Raw genomic sequence first — 15,250 nt, 5'->3', positions numbered from 1 at the left:
TTCAAGAAAGCAACCTCAAAGTATCCAATTAATTTTTTGTTGGATTGTAAATATTTGTTGCCAAGCCTAACAAATTACTCAGTAAAGTTAGGGGTTAATTTCTAATAAATTTTGAATTTTTCTAAAAAATTTAAGCAGGAATTTCTGGTGTATATGTGTGGTTGATTTAAGTATTCACTCGGTGAGTTTATTTATCGTTTAGTTAACGTTCGTCCATTATTGAATGATTTAGAAATTGGCAAAATTCAGTTAAAAAGAAGTATGTTTATGAGCTAATTGTTTTCAATTCATCAAGTTTAATACTTCTCCTTTCCTGAATCCCGTTCAGGCAATGTCGATGACTAACCGTTCTATGGGTAAAAGACACGCTCAGATCGCTTTATCAATTTGAAGGTAAATAGGTAAAGAACGAGAAAAGTGTCGAAAATTCTGTTGACCTGATTACAACTTCATAGTTTATCTTTACTACTGAAATGAGGGAGAAGTGGATGTATCGCATATCTGAATTAGCGGAGCTCGTTGGCCTGAGCCGTTCAACGCTTTTGTACTATGGAAAGTTGGGTTTGATAGAAGCTCAACGCACCAATAATGGTTATCGAAGTTATTCCGAACGCGACTTGCAGCGTGTGAAATTGTTGCAGCAGTTACAAGCGGGTGGACTGACGTTGAAAGAGTGTCAGGCGTGTTTGGATGCCAAGGTTGACCGCTCCTTGTTACAAAACCGACTCGAACAATTGGACGAAGAGATCGCTCAGAAACAGCGTTCGAGAGATCTTTTATCGGCCTTGTTAGGCGAGAGTGGTTTGCAAGATTGGCATGAGTCGATGGACAAGATTGCGCCAGATGCACACCTCGATTGGTTAATTAAGCAGGGTTTTGATGAGAAACAGGCGCTGCGATTGAAGTGGTTATCGAAAGACATGAATGAACATGAACAATATATGGCGGATTTTGGCGCCATCTTCGAGGGTTTAGATCGCTTAGGACCTGGAACGGCTGAAGATACCTTAGAGGCATTTGTCAAAGTGCCTAGTTCACCGGAACAGGTACTTGAGATTGGTTGTGGCAAAGGCATTGCAACAACTGTGTTAGCGAGAGCCATTAAAGAACATCAAGCGGATGTGCAGATAACAGCGGTAGACAACGATCAACCTAGTTTAGATATTTTGACTCAGCAAGCACAGGCATCTGGCTTAGAAAGTAATGTTCAACCCGTGTGCGCAAGCATGATGGATTTACCGTTTGAAGCGAAGTCGTTCGACCTGATCTGGTCAGAAGGCAGTGCCTACATCATGGGTGTCCAGAAAGCACTTAAACAGTGGCGAAAGTTACTTACTGATGACGGCATATTGGTCGTGAATGATTTGGTGTGGAACACCGAGAACCCGAGCGAACCAGTCAAAGCATTCTGGCAGAAAGAATACCCAGACATGACGACGGTACCTGAGCGAATTAAACAAGCAAAAGCAGAGGGTTATCAAGTATTGGATGACTTCGCGATGAGCGACGCCGGTTGGCTCGCCTATTACCTGCCTTTACAAAAGCAAGTCGAGGCTTTGAAAGCGACGATGCCGAATTCTAAAGCGCTCGCAGATTGCGACAATGAAATTAAACAATTCTTCAATAACAGTAAACCTAAGAGTGATCTTTCAGAAGGTTCTCAAGGCTCTGGGCTGCGTGATTTTGATTATCATTTTTTTGTGTTGAAGAAAGTACATTAAGTGAAGAACACCATGAAATTTAGACAATATGATTCAAGCGAGATCGAAACTATCACTCGCCTTTTTACTCAAACCTTTACGGATTCAGAAGGCGAGAACGAAGGTAAAACAGTGGGTAAGCTTGCCAACGATCTTTTAACGATCACGGATTCGACAGAGCTACTTTGCTTTGTTGCTGAAGATGATTCTAGTGAGTCAGATACGGATAGCACGATTATAGGCGCGATTATCTTTACACCACTTTCATTTGACGATGAAACGAAGGCATATTTGCTTTCACCAGTAGCGGTGAGTACTCAGGTTCAAAAACGTGGTATTGGCCAAAAGCTGATTAACTTTGGTTTACAGGTTCTTAAGGTGCAGGGCGTTGAACTTGCTGTGACATACGGTGACCCTAGTTACTATTCCAAAGTTGGCTTTGGGCAAATTACCGTTGAGCAGATCCCTGCGCCATTTAAATTGAGTTTCCCTCACGGTTGGTTGGCTCAATCGTTGACTGGTGGTGAAATTAAAGTAACAAGTGGCAAGTCGAGCTGTGTTAAAGGCTTGGCCCACGCAGAATATTGGTAGCCGCTTGCAAAAAAATTGAGAAAAAGAGAAAGCCCATCAGGTGTTTGCCTGTTGGGCTTTCTTGTTATGAACGAAGACATTCTTCTGGCTTCAATGTATAAATTGAACAACTGTTCAAAATAACACTTGAACGATCGTTCTTGTTTGATTTATATTGTTTTTACACCAACGGAGAACATTCATTAATTGCTCCGTGATTGAATAACTTTAGAACCGAAAATTGATAGGGATAGAGCAATGAGCAACTTCAAAATTCACTCAGTAGAATCCGCGCCAGAGCAAAGCCAACCTATTCTTGAGGGCGCTAAAAAGCAGATGGGCAGAGTGCCGGGCTTGTTTGGTGTGTTGGCTGAATCTCCAAACACACTTAAGGCTTACACTCAGCTTCATCAGGCGTTTAGTGACTCATCTTTCGATGCTGAAGAGCTAACGGTTGTTTGGCAAACCATCAACGTTGAACACGAATGCCACTACTGCGTTCCTGCACACACTGGCATTGCACATTCAATGAAGGTTGATCCTGCAATCACCGAAGCACTGCGTAATCGCACAGCTTTACCCACTGAAAAGCTGCAAGCCCTGCATGATTTTACGCTGAGCATGGTACGTAACCGCGGCAATGTGCCTGAAAGTGAAATGGCAGCATTTTTCGAAGCGGGCTACGGTCAGCAACAAGTGCTAGAAGTGATTCTTGGCCTGTCTCAGAAAGTGATCAGTAATTACGTAAACCACGTTGCTAAAACGCCAGTCGACAAAGTTTTTGAACAGTTCGCTTGGCAAGGGTAATCGTATTTAACTAACCATCGTATTTAAGCAACTCAAGATATGATAATGATGAAAGCCCCACTCAGTTGAATGGGGCTTTGTTGTTTTGGTCTAAATGGTAATTAGAAAGGTAACCTAACGCACGTGCTTAGCGATTATCTTCGCTAGTGTCACAACCCCTTCTTTCCACTCTTTGCTCTCTTCAATGTTGGCAACAGTAAAGCGCAAGCAGTGTTTATATTGGTCGTTGGTGCCAAATACTGTTCCGGGTAAAATCCCCAACTTATGCTTTAAACAGTCTTGATAGACCGCGTAGCTATCGACCGATTCAGGCAGTGTTATCCAGTTTAAAAAAGAGCCTTCCGGTTTTGATAGGTGGTATTGCCCGACAAGGTGTGGGTGGCTATCTAGTGCTTGTATTAACAGGCTTTGGAATTGCTTTTGGTTGGTTTGGTAGAGCCGTTTCATTTTGGATAAGTGGCTGCGATATTTACCGGTAGTGAGGAATTGCCCCACCGCGGATTGCATCAGGTTTGAGCTGCCCATGTTGTCGCATAAAAGGTACTTTTCGACTAAAGGTTGGTAGCGCCCAGACAGTAACCAACCGATTCGCAAGCGTGAGTCTAATGTTTTAGACAGTGAGTTGACGTAGATGACTCTATCTTGATCATCAAGCTCTTTGAGGCTAGCGATTGGTGTATCGAATGCCAAGCTACCGAACACATCGTCTTCGATAATTGGTAAAGATCCGGTGATCTCTAACAAGGCCTTTCGATTAGCCAGAGGCATTCTTGAGCCAGTCGGGTTGGTAAAGTTTGGTGTTAGCAGCAGCGTTTTCACTTCCCATTTGTCCAACGCACTCTGTAGGGATGGTATATCAATACCGTGGCTAACGCTGCTTGGGATTTCAAGGGCTTGCAATCCAAGTGATTCAAGTAAAAGTAGATTACCGAAATAACAGGGCGACTCGACCGCCACGATGTCGCCGGGCTTGGTGAGCGCACGCAAAGCTAGACTGATCGCCTGTTGAGCACCATGAGTAATTGCAATCTCTTTCGAGCCCGCAGGCACACCAAGATCATGAGTGATCTTTAACAATTGCTTTACTAATTGCTCGTCGCCGGGGGGTAGTTGGTAATAACCGGGAAGCTGAGTTTGTAATCGACTGTGACGGCCAATCTCGGCATACAAGCTACGAATCGCAGGATTGTTGATGTTCGGGTGCGCGGAGCCTGCCAACAGTTTCAGGCGACCTTTTGGACGAGAGAGTACCGATTTGGTGACAGACAACAGATCGACTTTTTGAGGTTGGCTTGATGCATCCCAGCTGGTGGTGTTCGGTGCTTTCACGCGATAGCCAGATTTAGGTACTGAATAAACCCAGCCTGTGGCTTCCAGTTCTTGATAGGCGCGAATTACGGTATTTTTGCTTACGCCAAGCTGTTCGCTTAACTGGCGGATCGAGGGAAGGCGATCGTCTGGATGAAAGAGCCCCTTATCGATCTGAGCCTTAATATGTTGTTCGGTAGCAAGGTATTTATTGCCGCTGAGTTCTGCTTCCACGTGTTTCTCCCTCGTTGCACACTCTCAATCTGTAACTATATAAAGTGTTATATCTGTATCTTTATTAGTTATCTGTACCCAACTAAGGTAACAGCATTGATGAATAGTTGACCAGAGGTTTGTAATGCTGATTAAAATGATTCCGTTTGTGTTTGTAATATTGTGGTCGTCAGGTTTTGTCGGCGCACGTCTTGGTGTTGAATATGCCGAACCCGCAACATTACTTTCATTGAGGATGGTGGCCAACGTGGCGCTGTTCTTGGTTTTGATTGCAATCATTAAGCGTCGTATTCCTCGTGGTCGAGCATTCTTCCACGCAAGTGTGGTTGGCATCTTGATTCATGGTTTCTACCTTGGTGGCACCTATCTGGCGATTGATATAGGCATGCCCGCCGGGTTGAGTTCTCTACTTGTTGGCTTACAACCGATTCTTACCGCATTGATTATGATCAGCTGTACTTCGCAGCGTTTTAATTTTGCACAGTGGTTGGGGTTAGCGCTTGGTTTTGCGGGTATTAGTTTGGTGTTGATGGGCAATATTGAATGGCAGTCAGACGACCAAAAAGGCTTGGCAACGTTATTGTGTTTGGTTTCTTTGGTGGGTATTACCTGCGGCACTCTGTATCAGAAGCGTTTTTGTCAGGGGACAGATATGGTCGGCGGTGCGATGGTCCAATACTTGGCTTCTGCGGCGCTGTTTCTACCGTTCGCAATGCGTTACGAAACGATGCAAGTGAACTGGACTGTAGAATTCACGTTGACTCTAACCTGGCTGGTGGTTGTTCTGTCTTGTGTTGCAATCCTTTTGCTGCTTTACATGGTAGAGCACGGTGCATCTTCAAGTGTGGCATCAGTGTTTTACTTGGTGCCACCGACGACAGCAATTCAAGCCTGGCTCATCTTTGGGGAATCGTTCGACTTCTACGGGGCAATGGGCTTCGCGTTGTCAGCAACAGCTGTGTATTTGGTGGTGAGGAAGCCGGAGTTAATTAAGGTCCGCAGACGAACAGCGTTAGAGAGGTAGTCTGTATAGCAAACTAATTCTACTTAAAGCTGATTACTAGAAACAAAAAAGAGCCTGAATATTCAGGCTCTTTCTGTATCAAATATTGGCTAGCGACTTTTTATTAGCGCTTCATCAAGCAAGCGTATGCCGTAGTAAACGGCGCTTCTTGGTATTGTTTAAGGCCAGTTTCTTTGAACTTCATCATTAGAGGGTTACGTTTAAGGCTCTCTTTGATGTCAGCCGGTGATACAACGGTTACATCTAGGTCGTCGATTAGCTGAATTGCTGCTTCAAGTTTGAAGCCGAAACCACCGCCAGCAAATTTGCCTTTAGTTTGGCGTTGGCGAATTACAACTTTTTCTACTTGGTAATCTTCCATTAACTTTGCAAAAGAGAATTGAAAGTCTTTCATATTCTGTGTGTCGTTTGCGTCGCTAATCGCAACCTTAGAAACTCGGCAATCAGGAATGTTAAATACGCCGTCTGACAGAGAAAGAAGACAGATGACTGCATCGTTACCTTTAATTTCAACACCACAAATTTTCATGTTCTTACCTACTTATTTTAGAGCCCTACATTATGGTGTTATTTCTAACACTTCTCCAGTATTTGCGCGTATCAGCGGCAAATAAGTCTAAATCAGAGAGTATTTTAGTCGCTAAAAGTTAACCTTTGATTGAAAAAACATCACACGAATTTACGGTATCGTTTGCTATGAGATGAAGCTCACAAAAGCTTAACGGGATTTCATATGTGTGCTGTATATTGCGCGCGCATCCCTATTTGAAGTGTGGTTATTAATCCCAATGAATATCAATAATCTTTCGATTAAGAGTAAAATCGCGATCCCGCTGTTGGTGATTGTGATTGTTTTTTCTACCGTTACCGTGCTCAATGTTATCAGATCAAATGCTCAAGCTGCGATTAACAACGAGCTCAATAATGTGGTTCAACCGGTTCTAGATAACCTAGAAGACGGCTACCGCGATATCTACCAAATTATCGCTTCGGCACAGGGTCTGTTGCTTGCTAAAGATCAGGCGGCGATTGAATACCAAAAGTTCGAATTTAAAGACAACGCTTATAAAGCGGTTCCTCGTTTTGAGAGTGTTGAAACGCTTTACAGAGCTGGTGTGTTGGATCCTTCTTCTCGTGGTGAGCTATCAAAGCTGGTTAACGCGATGAGTAAGTGGGTTTCACTGCACGAGCCTATGTTTGCAGACCCTGCGAACGCGCACCAATACAACATTGATTACTCGCCAGCGTTAGACGCTGAGTTTGCGATTATTCGTAAGCAACTGCGTGATATCAGAACGTTGATTGAACTGAAACAGAAAGAGCTTCGTCAGCAAACCGATGACTCTATCGAATCAAGCAAGTTGATCATCGAAGTGGGTATGGCTGTTGCTGTATTTGCTGCAATTTTCGCGATGTGGTTATCGAATCGCTTTATCGTTCAGCCAATCCAGAACGTAGAGAAAGCGATGAATGAGATCGCATCGGGCGACGGTAACTTGTCTCAACGTATGAAGGTCGAAGGTAATGACGAGATCGCTCGTTTGAGTTCTGCTTTCAACCAGTTTGTTGGCAAGATCCATGTCACCGTGGAGCAAGTTATTCTCACATCGAACGCAGTACGTGGCGAGATGGAAAACATCAAATCACTCACGCAAAGTGTTGCTGAATTCTCGTCTAATCAACAGCGAGAAAGTGAAGTGGTCGCGGCTGCAGTTCATGAAATGCAAGCAACCAGTGAAGTGGTGAGTGGTAACGCATTAGATGCGGCAACCGCAAGTAACGTTGCAAACCATGAAGTGGAATCGGCCGATACTACGCTTGGCTTAACTGTTACTTCGATTGAACGCCTTGCGCAAGATATCGAGAACGCGGGTGGTGTGGTTCAAGAACTAGATACAGACGTGAAGAACATCGCCTCAATCCTTGGCGTGATCAAAGGTATTGCAGAGCAAACCAACCTACTTGCTTTGAATGCGGCAATTGAAGCGGCACGAGCGGGTGAACAAGGTCGTGGCTTTGCAGTTGTGGCTGATGAAGTTCGTGCGCTTGCGAGCAAAACTCAAGACAGTACAGGCGAAATCCAATCAATGATTGAACGCTTAGAAGTGGGGGCTAAACATGCGGTTGGCGTGATGACTGAAAGCAAAGTGAGTGGCGAGAAAACCATTGTTCAAGCAGGAACTGCAGCGTCTTCATTGAGTGAGATTCGAAACTCAATCGGTAAGATGAACGACATGAACACACAAATCGCTACAGCGGCTTCTCAGCAGTCCCAAGTGTCTGAAGAAGTGAATAAGAATGTTCAACGCATCGCTGAAAGCACCATGCAAATGGTTGAGATGGCGAGCAGCGCAGAAAATGCATGTATGGCATTAGCCGAACAGTGTGAAGCGCTTGATAGCCTTGTGTCTCAGTTTGAAGTGTGATCTTCAAAATTAGACAGACGCATATGAGCCGATAATGGTTGCTCGTTTGAATTCCATTAATCAGCGCTGAACGAAAAAAAGCCCGTACTCTATGAGTGCGGACTTTCTTTTTGACTAGGTGATCAGTTTTTAGACCTGATCAATCACTCAGTGTTAGCTGCTAAGACCGTCTTTGTATGTGTAACGGTAGTCCACTTTTACGTTCGCTTGGTAGTGGATGTCGCCGTTCATGTTAGTGATCTTTTTCACTTCCATATTTGCATCATCAATCTTGAACGAATCGTATTTGGTTGTCTGTTGGAACTGTGGCAGTTCTCTTGAAAGCTCAAAAGGTGTTTTTGCGCGTAACTCATCCATAAGGTTGGTGCCTGCATCGTATGCTTCGACTTCACTAGCATATGTGTCAGATTTTAGCGTTGTTTCTTGAATTGTTGTTTTAGTTGCTGCAAACGCAGTGGTGCTGAGTACAAGAGTTGATGCAAGTATGATTAACTTTTTCAAAGGGATACCTTACTTTGTTGTACCAGTGTTTTAGATATTCTCACCCTAGCAATAGGGGATGAGGTTAATGTTAGGACAAAAATATGGTTCTGTAAGGGAATGACTATAGGTGCCGAAGATTAATGCACAGCGCATATCAAGCAAGGTGACACTGATATCTAACTTCAATACACTGTATGGGTAACCAAAGTTCAGCATAAGGTAAAGGCATGGCCAATTGGGAAGGGGTAAGTGAGTTTGTTGCAGTGGCAGAGCGTGAAAGCTTTACTGGTGCGGCGCAGAAGCTCGCTACGTCGGTGGCTCAAATCAGTCGTAGAGTAGCAAACCTCGAAGAACGACTCGCAGTGAAACTGCTCAATCGAACGACTCGAAAGGTGTCTCTTACAGAGGCTGGGCAACTCTATTACCAACAATGTAAGTTGTTGGTCGAAGGTTTAGAAATTGCTGAGCTTGCGGTCACGCAGATGCAATCAACACCCAAAGGCTTACTGAAAGTCACCGCGCCTGTGACTTATGGTGAGCGCCAACTCGCCCCAATACTGCATCAATTCTTAAAGCTTCACCCGCAAGTAGAGCTTGAGCTGATGCTGACCAATCAAAAGCTCGATCTTATCGATTCGGGTGTTGATGTTGCGATTCGTCTTGGCCGCTTGGAAGACTCAAGCCTTGTGGCAAAGAGGCTGTCTCAACGCCAACTTTATGTATGTGCAAGCCCTGAATATATTGAACGTTATGGCGAGCCGCATACATTATCAGAATTAAATAATCACCAATGTTTAGTCGGTGGATTTGAACATTGGCGTTTCAAAGAAAATAGACGCCCTCGCTCAGTTCGTGTTAACGGACGCATTAAGTGCAACAGTGGTTTAGCCTTGTTAGACGCAGCTAAGCAGAGCATTGGCTTGGTGCAGTTGCCTGAATACTATGTGAGTGAAGACCTTGATTCTGGTGAGTTGGTTGAGGTGCTGTCCGATTATCGAGATGACAAAGAAGGGATCTGGGCGCTTTATCCTCAGAACCGCAACTTATCTTCAAAGGTTCGCCTGCTGGTGGACTTCCTTTCTGAGCAATTGGATTAGTGTATGGCTTAAAACCTCCACCGATAAAAACGGGCTTCAGAATAGAGATTCTGAAGCCCGGCGTGTTTTAGGATTAATTATCGTTTGATTACGGCTTACTAGACCGAAAATGTATTAGACGGTGAAGCGATCCACCAAGTGATACAGCTCATTTGCACGACTGTTGAGGTTTTGGCTACCTGTACGGTTTTGATTCGCGAGTTCTGCCGATTGTGAGCTTTGGTCAGAAATCACCACGATGCGTTGAGATATTTCTTGTCCTACAATATTTTGCTGTTCAGTGGCTGTCGCAATAAGCGAGTTCATGTCCATGATGGTATCAATCGACGCTTGGATCTTCGCCAGTGCTTTGGCTGCGGCATTCGCTTCTTCCACGGTTTGCGCACTTCGGTTTTGACTTGAATCCATCGCTTTCACAGCAGCATCTGAGGCAGCTTTAAGTTGCTCAATCATCTTGTGAATGTCGCCAGTGCTTTCTTGAGTACGGCTTGCCAGTTTACGAACCTCATCGGCAACCACAGCAAACCCACGACCTTGTTCGCCTGCACGTGCAGCTTCAATCGCGGCATTCAACGCGAGTAGGTTAGTTTGCTCGGCAATGTCTTGGATGACCGCCAACGAAGAGGAAATATTCTGCACATCACCTTCTAAACGAGACACGACAGTGTTGGCTTCTGATACTTCGCTCGCTAGGCCTGCCACCGAATCTGCAGCGGCGTTTACTATCTGTTGCGCTTCTTTGGCATTGCCCTCTGCAAGTTTAGCGGAATCCGCCGCTTGGCTAGCGTTGCTCGAGATCTCTTGCGCCGTTGTGGTCATTTCAGTCATCGCCGTTGCAACTTGTTCAGTCTCTTCACGTTGCCCAGTAGCAATCTCGTCGACCTGCGCAGCGCGAGAAGACATGCTAGATGTCTCGGCTACGACTTGCTGACCGACATCGCTTACGCTGCGAATGATGGTTTGAAGGCTTGCCACGAAGGCGTTGAAGTTCTCGCTGAGCTTAGTGAACTCAGGCGCTTTAAATGTTTCCATTCGAGCGGTTAAATCGGCTTCGCCACTCGCGAATGCGCTGATTGAACGATCAAACTGCTCGAGTGGTCGCATGATTGTGCGGTTGACGGCAACGGCAAACGCAGCAACTACTAGGGCAATCAAACCACAGAATATAGCGATCGCCGTCAATGAGCTTTGTAACGCGACATTCGAGCTCTCTTTCATCTCTGCGATTACAGCATCGATGTCGTCAGTATAAAAACCGGTACCAAGCATCAAATCCCATTGTGGGATGAATATTGAATAGCTGAGTTTTGGTAGGGCTTCTGATTGACCAAGTTTTGGAAAGTAGTAGGTGGTGAACCGACCAAGCTTTGAGTTCTTGATCAAGTCACGAATCAGGTAGTTGCCTTTTTTGTCTTGCAGGTCGTAGTAGTTTTTACCAATGCCATCGTTATTTTGCCCAACAACTACTCGAACGCCTTTAGAGTCGTAGCCAAAGATGTAGCCAGACTCGCCATATTCGAGAGTTCTTAATGTCGGTAAGGCTTCTTCTAATGTTGCACCTCTTTCCAAGAACGGGCTAATAGAAGATTGAGCCATTTGCAGATACGCTTTAAGTTCCTTTTCTTTCATCGCCATCATATTGCTACGCGTCGATTCTACTTGTTGTGCGGTTAGCTCGGTGCTCTTCATATACGTCACGCTCATCATCCCAATTGCCATCAGTAGCAGTGGAATAAAAGAGAGAATATAAAGGCGGTTTTTGATGGTTAGGGTCATGTCACGCTTCCTGTGTGATTGTCTCATGCAATTTTCAACACATTATTAATGTGGTTTCAAAATGTAAATGGGCTTGTTGTTTAATTGTTATCCTAGAGTGTTTTTGTTTTATAAATATGATGACGGTTAGGTTTTTGGGGTGAGAAGCCTTGCAACTAGAGGCTTAAGCGCGAAAAAGTGAGTTTGTATCGATGCTTTTGAATTCGACGCTGCTTTGTTAGAATGCGACGCTTTGTAGCACCCTGCTATGTCTATTCGTTAAGTGAGAAAGATTCATGAACAAAAGCCATGTGACTATTGGTTTAACTAACCCAAAGAGCCCGACAAACGTTGGTGCTGTTATGCGTGCGGCTGGTTGTTACCAAGTCGACGAAGTTAAATACACAGGGCAACGCTACGAAAAAGCCGCAAAATTCCACACCGATACTAAGAGTGCTGCGCGTACTATCCCGTTGACTGGTGTTGAGTCGTTTTTAGACAATCTTGATCCAGAAACTAAGATCGTTTGCGTAGAACTCGCAGAAGGTGCAACACCACTACCGCGTTTTAAACACCCAGAAAATGCCATTTATATCTTTGGCCCTGAAGACGGCTCTATTTCTCAAGATGTCGCCGACAGAGCCGATCATGTTGTGTACGTACCAACAGTTGGCTGCATGAACTTGGCAGCGACAGTGAATGTGCTGCTTTACGATCGTCTTGCTAAATCTGATGAAATGGATGAGAGCAACGAACTGATTAAGAAAAGCCGTGATAACCGTAACCATCTGCTGATCAAAGAAAAGTAATTCTCTGCTTCTAGTGTTATCTATCCCGTACGCAATCGGATATTATCTTGAGTTCATCACCAGATAATTGAAGGGTTAGATAACACCATGGAAGACAAGCAATTACTTGCCGCGCTGCAACAACACCCTGTCCTCGATCTGTATCAGTTATTCCAAGAAGTTGGTCAAAACTGCTCTCTGTATGCATTACTAGAGAGGTTATCTTCCCTTAAAGAACATCATCAACTGAGCACACGTCTTAGTCCTTTTAAACCGCATATCGAAGGGTTGTTGGCTCAATTTGATAGTACCACGCCAGATAGTGACATTCTCAAAGCGGTTGCTCTTCAGTCTGAGATTCAACAACGAGGCCACAGCATGAGCCGTTACATCATGACATCAGATAACCATCGCCATTTTTCCCCAAGAGCAGACCTAGTCATGTTTGGTGATTCGATCACCGAATGGGCCCCGTGGGCGGATATCTTTCGCGATGTTTCGATGGTCAACCGTGGCTTAGCGGGTGACACCACAACTGGCATGTTGCGCCGTATTGATACCACGTTGAATGTGAAGCCAAAGCTGGTGTGTTTTATGGCAGGGATAAACGATTTAGCTCAGGGTTATGATGTCGACCATATCTACCAGAACTACATTGATATGCTTAAGGTGTGGCAAGAAAATGAGATTCGCATATTGGTGCAATCAACGCTTTATGTTGGCTCTAAACTGCAAGGTTTAAATCCGTCGGTTGAACTGCTCAATAGCAAGCTAAGCGAGTACTGTACACAGCAAGGCATTGCGTTCTTAGATGTGAATTCAGTATTGTCGCCTAATAAGCTGTTGTCGAACAAGTACTCGTGTGATGATCTGCATTTGAATGCGAAGGCTTATCAAACTTGGGCTGAGATACTTCAACCTACGATAGCTGAGCTACTAAAATAGACTCACGCAAAACGCTAGCTAGACCGATAAACAGCTTAGCTAATACAAGAAAAGCCAAACCCTAGATTTGTTTCGCGAACCATAAGGACATCAATGTGAACCTAAGACAATTGGAAGTCTTTTACGCCATTATGCAGACCGGAACCGTATCTGGAGCCGCTCGCAGCTTGCATGTGTCGCAACCAAACGTGACCCGTATTTTGGCGCACACGGAGCAACAACTTGGGTTTGGCTTATTCGAACGAGTTAAAGGGCGCTTAGTACCAACGGTTGAAGCGAAAACCTTGCTGCCAGAAGCGGAAAAGGTCTATCAGCAACTGGGTCAATTTCGTTCTTTGACCAACAAAGTCAAGCAAGGACATCAACATTTACGCATTGGTGCGCCACCGATTCTAGCCACTAAATTGCTGACACCAGTGATCGCCAAAATGTATTGTGAGCAATATTCCAGTAAACAAGAGATTTCTTTTGAGTTACTGACAGCAAACCGTGATGAGTTGTGTGAAGGTTTACTCAAGCATGAACTAGATATTGCTATTGCTTTTGGCGATGAAGCACCGCCTGCGATATTAAGTGAAACGCTATTAACCGAATCACTAAAGGTTTTGGTTCCTTCCAATACGGTTGATCATTTCCCCGCGGAATTAACGTTAGATGATCTGATCAATTATCCGCTGCCAATCATCGGGCTCGATAGCCGCGATCCATTAGGCCTCCTGTTACATCAAAGCCTTATTGCACGCGATGAGCATTATCACCACCCGATATCTGTACGTGGGTATAGCGCGGCGGCGGAACTGGTCAAGCACCAAGCGGGGTTTGCGATTGTTGATCCGTGGACGGCAGAGCAATATCAAAATGACGATGCGGTCTGTGTGTTGCCGCTTCAACCAGACATCCAATTTTCGGTATCGATGCTTTGCGCAGAACACACCCCTCAGTCGATTTCCGTTAAACAATTTATCGCTTCATTGAAAATCCATACTCACCCTATAACTTAAGGTTATAGGCTCGCCATAAATAGGCATTCGGCAGCTTCGAAGTTTTTAATTAAAGTAAACCCATACAAGGGCTTATTAATTAGGAATACTCATGTCGATCGCTCAACCTTACCTTCTTTTTCTTGGGGATGTTACTGACCCACTCGCTGCAAAAACAGCTCGCGGTATTCATCAATGGCGACCAGAAATCTGCCTAGGTCAACTGCGTTTAACGGGTGATACCGTTTCACTGGGCTTAACGGATATGACCCTGCAAGAGGCGCAAGCGCAGGGCGCGAAGACGCTAGTGATTGGTACCGCAAATCCGGGTGGTGTTATTCCTGATTCTTGGCAGTCAACCATTATGGCCGCTGCAGAAATGGGATATGAGATTGCATCTGGCATGCACCAACGATTGAGTGAATTTTCACCGCTTGCTGACATGCAGCAACAAGGATTGACTAAGCTTCATGATGTACGCCATTTTGACGGTGTTCTTAATGTTGGTAACGGCAAGCTTCGTCAAGGTAAGCGCCTGCTTACTGTCGGAACTGATTGCTCAGTAGGCAAAATGTTCTCGGCATTAGCGATTGAAAAGTCGCTTAAACAAGCGGGAACATCCGCTCAGTTTAAAGCGACAGGGCAGACAGGTATTTTGATTGAAGGCAGCGGTATTTCGATTGATGCGGTGGTTGCGGATTTTATTTCTGGCGCAGTTGAAGCGATTAGCCCTGATTTTACCGACCACGATTGGGACATCATTGAAGGGCAAGGCTCTTTGTTCAACCCTTCGTTTGCAGGCGTGAGTTTGGGTCTTTTACATGGCGCACAAGCTGATGCCTTAGTGCTGTGTCATGAAGTTGGGCGACCACATATTCGTAACCTTCCTCATGCTAAATTACCAAGCATAGAACAGACGATTGAAGCCAACTTGCAAGCGGCGCGACTGACTAATCCAGACGCGAAGCTGGTGGGTATCTGCTTGAACACGTCGGCGATTAGCATTGAAGAGGCTGAGACATTGTGCCAAGAATGGACCACACTCTATCAAGTGCCAGTGACGGACCCAGTGCGCTTTGGTGTACAACACATTACTGATCATTTGCGACATTCACTTTAACGACTTCATCATT

Annotated in this window: 14 protein-coding genes; 10 read left to right on the top strand and 4 right to left on the bottom strand. The window is 44.9% G+C overall.

Features of this window, described 5'->3' with window-relative positions:
• The first annotated feature begins 488 nt into the window (after positions 1-488).
• The 3 genes from F0229_RS11190 to F0229_RS11180 all read left to right on the top strand — a co-directional run bounded on the left by F0229_RS11190 (position 489) and on the right by F0229_RS11180 (position 3,077).
• On the top strand, positions 489-1,721 hold the full coding sequence (locus tag F0229_RS11190; RefSeq protein WP_171732863.1) for a MerR family transcriptional regulator: 1,233 nt from the start codon (positions 489-491) through the stop codon (positions 1,719-1,721).
• Positions 1,722-2,291 carry a GNAT family N-acetyltransferase gene (locus F0229_RS11185; RefSeq protein ID WP_171732862.1) on the top strand — a complete coding sequence of 190 codons (570 nt, stop codon included), beginning with the start codon at positions 1,722-1,724 and terminating at the stop codon, positions 2,289-2,291. It begins immediately after the preceding gene.
• Positions 2,292-2,528: 237 nt separating this feature from the next.
• Positions 2,529-3,077, top strand: a complete 549-nt coding sequence (locus F0229_RS11180; RefSeq protein ID WP_017061666.1) for a carboxymuconolactone decarboxylase family protein — start codon at positions 2,529-2,531, stop codon at positions 3,075-3,077.
• 114 nt (positions 3,078-3,191) lie between these two features.
• Here F0229_RS11180 and F0229_RS11175 read toward each other — a convergent pair whose 3' ends face one another.
• Positions 3,192-4,619 (bottom strand): aminotransferase class I/II-fold pyridoxal phosphate-dependent enzyme, encoded by a 1,428-nt coding sequence (locus F0229_RS11175; RefSeq protein WP_171732861.1) that lies wholly within the window; start codon positions 4,617-4,619, stop codon positions 3,192-3,194.
• 124 nt (positions 4,620-4,743) lie between these two features.
• On the opposite strand from F0229_RS11175, the gene F0229_RS11170 reads away from it, so the two are divergent.
• Positions 4,744-5,643 carry a DMT family transporter gene (locus F0229_RS11170; protein ID WP_171732860.1) on the top strand — a complete coding sequence of 300 codons (900 nt, stop codon included), beginning with the start codon at positions 4,744-4,746 and terminating at the stop codon, positions 5,641-5,643.
• A 103-nt stretch (positions 5,644-5,746) separates the two neighbouring features.
• On the opposite strand, the gene F0229_RS11165 is transcribed toward F0229_RS11170, so the two are convergent.
• Positions 5,747-6,172, bottom strand: coding sequence for a DUF3010 family protein (locus F0229_RS11165; RefSeq protein WP_171732859.1), 426 nt, complete (start codon positions 6,170-6,172; stop codon positions 5,747-5,749).
• A gap of 259 nt (positions 6,173-6,431) precedes the next feature.
• Here F0229_RS11165 and F0229_RS11160 point away from each other — a divergent pair, with 259 nt between their 5' ends.
• Positions 6,432-8,069, top strand: coding sequence for a methyl-accepting chemotaxis protein (locus tag F0229_RS11160; RefSeq protein ID WP_171732858.1), 1,638 nt, complete (start codon positions 6,432-6,434; stop codon positions 8,067-8,069).
• Between the two features lie 153 nt (positions 8,070-8,222).
• On the opposite strand, the gene F0229_RS11155 is transcribed toward F0229_RS11160, so the two are convergent.
• Positions 8,223-8,570 (bottom strand): DUF3316 domain-containing protein, encoded by a 348-nt coding sequence (locus F0229_RS11155; protein ID WP_017064934.1) that lies wholly within the window; start codon positions 8,568-8,570, stop codon positions 8,223-8,225.
• 209 nt (positions 8,571-8,779) lie between these two features.
• Here F0229_RS11155 and F0229_RS11150 point away from each other — a divergent pair, with 209 nt between their 5' ends.
• Positions 8,780-9,649 carry a LysR family transcriptional regulator gene (locus F0229_RS11150; RefSeq protein ID WP_017064933.1) on the top strand — a complete coding sequence of 290 codons (870 nt, stop codon included), beginning with the start codon at positions 8,780-8,782 and terminating at the stop codon, positions 9,647-9,649.
• Positions 9,650-9,763: 114 nt separating this feature from the next.
• Here the strand turns inward: F0229_RS11150 and F0229_RS11145 are convergent, their stop codons facing one another.
• Complete coding sequence (locus F0229_RS11145) at positions 9,764-11,425, bottom strand: methyl-accepting chemotaxis protein (protein ID WP_171732857.1); 1,662 nt, start codon at positions 11,423-11,425, stop codon at positions 9,764-9,766.
• A gap of 275 nt (positions 11,426-11,700) precedes the next feature.
• Here F0229_RS11145 and F0229_RS11140 point away from each other — a divergent pair, with 275 nt between their 5' ends.
• The 4 genes from F0229_RS11140 (at position 11,701) to dgcN (ending at position 15,237) form a co-directional block, all read left to right on the top strand.
• Positions 11,701-12,213, top strand: coding sequence for an RNA methyltransferase (locus F0229_RS11140; protein WP_017061674.1), 513 nt, complete (start codon positions 11,701-11,703; stop codon positions 12,211-12,213).
• Between the two features lie 87 nt (positions 12,214-12,300).
• A complete protein-coding gene (locus tag F0229_RS11135; protein ID WP_171732856.1) occupies positions 12,301-13,137 on the top strand; it encodes an SGNH/GDSL hydrolase family protein in 837 nt (278 codons plus the stop codon).
• Between the two features lie 95 nt (positions 13,138-13,232).
• Positions 13,233-14,138: a LysR family transcriptional regulator gene (locus F0229_RS11130; RefSeq protein ID WP_102429234.1), complete on the top strand. Its 906-nt coding sequence runs from the start codon at positions 13,233-13,235 to the stop codon at positions 14,136-14,138.
• 91 nt (positions 14,139-14,229) lie between these two features.
• Positions 14,230-15,237: an N-acetyltransferase DgcN gene (gene dgcN / locus F0229_RS11125; protein WP_017061677.1), complete on the top strand. Its 1,008-nt coding sequence runs from the start codon at positions 14,230-14,232 to the stop codon at positions 15,235-15,237.
• Positions 15,238-15,250 lie beyond the last annotated feature (13 nt).

The sequence above is a fragment of the Vibrio sp. AIC-3 genome, from assembly GCF_013114515.1.
GTDB lineage: Bacteria > Pseudomonadota > Gammaproteobacteria > Enterobacterales > Vibrionaceae > Vibrio > Vibrio crassostreae_C.
This window is presented reverse-complemented; position numbering and strand designations above follow the sequence as displayed.

Coding starts and splice junctions, on each gene's coding strand:
- F0229_RS11190 (WP_171732863.1), top strand. CDS start 489: ATGTATCGCATATCTGAATTAGCGGAGCTCGTTGGCCTGAGCCGTTCA.
- F0229_RS11180 (WP_017061666.1), top strand. CDS start 2,529: ATGAGCAACTTCAAAATTCACTCAGTAGAATCCGCGCCAGAGCAAAGC.
- F0229_RS11170 (WP_171732860.1), top strand. CDS start 4,744: ATGCTGATTAAAATGATTCCGTTTGTGTTTGTAATATTGTGGTCGTCA.
- F0229_RS11165 (WP_171732859.1), bottom strand. CDS start 6,172: ATGAAAATTTGTGGTGTTGAAATTAAAGGTAACGATGCAGTCATCTGT.
- F0229_RS11160 (WP_171732858.1), top strand. CDS start 6,432: ATGAATATCAATAATCTTTCGATTAAGAGTAAAATCGCGATCCCGCTG.
- F0229_RS11150 (WP_017064933.1), top strand. CDS start 8,780: ATGGCCAATTGGGAAGGGGTAAGTGAGTTTGTTGCAGTGGCAGAGCGT.
- F0229_RS11145 (WP_171732857.1), bottom strand. CDS start 11,425: ATGACCCTAACCATCAAAAACCGCCTTTATATTCTCTCTTTTATTCCA.
- F0229_RS11140 (WP_017061674.1), top strand. CDS start 11,701: ATGAACAAAAGCCATGTGACTATTGGTTTAACTAACCCAAAGAGCCCG.
- F0229_RS11135 (WP_171732856.1), top strand. CDS start 12,301: ATGGAAGACAAGCAATTACTTGCCGCGCTGCAACAACACCCTGTCCTC.
- dgcN (WP_017061677.1), top strand. CDS start 14,230: ATGTCGATCGCTCAACCTTACCTTCTTTTTCTTGGGGATGTTACTGAC.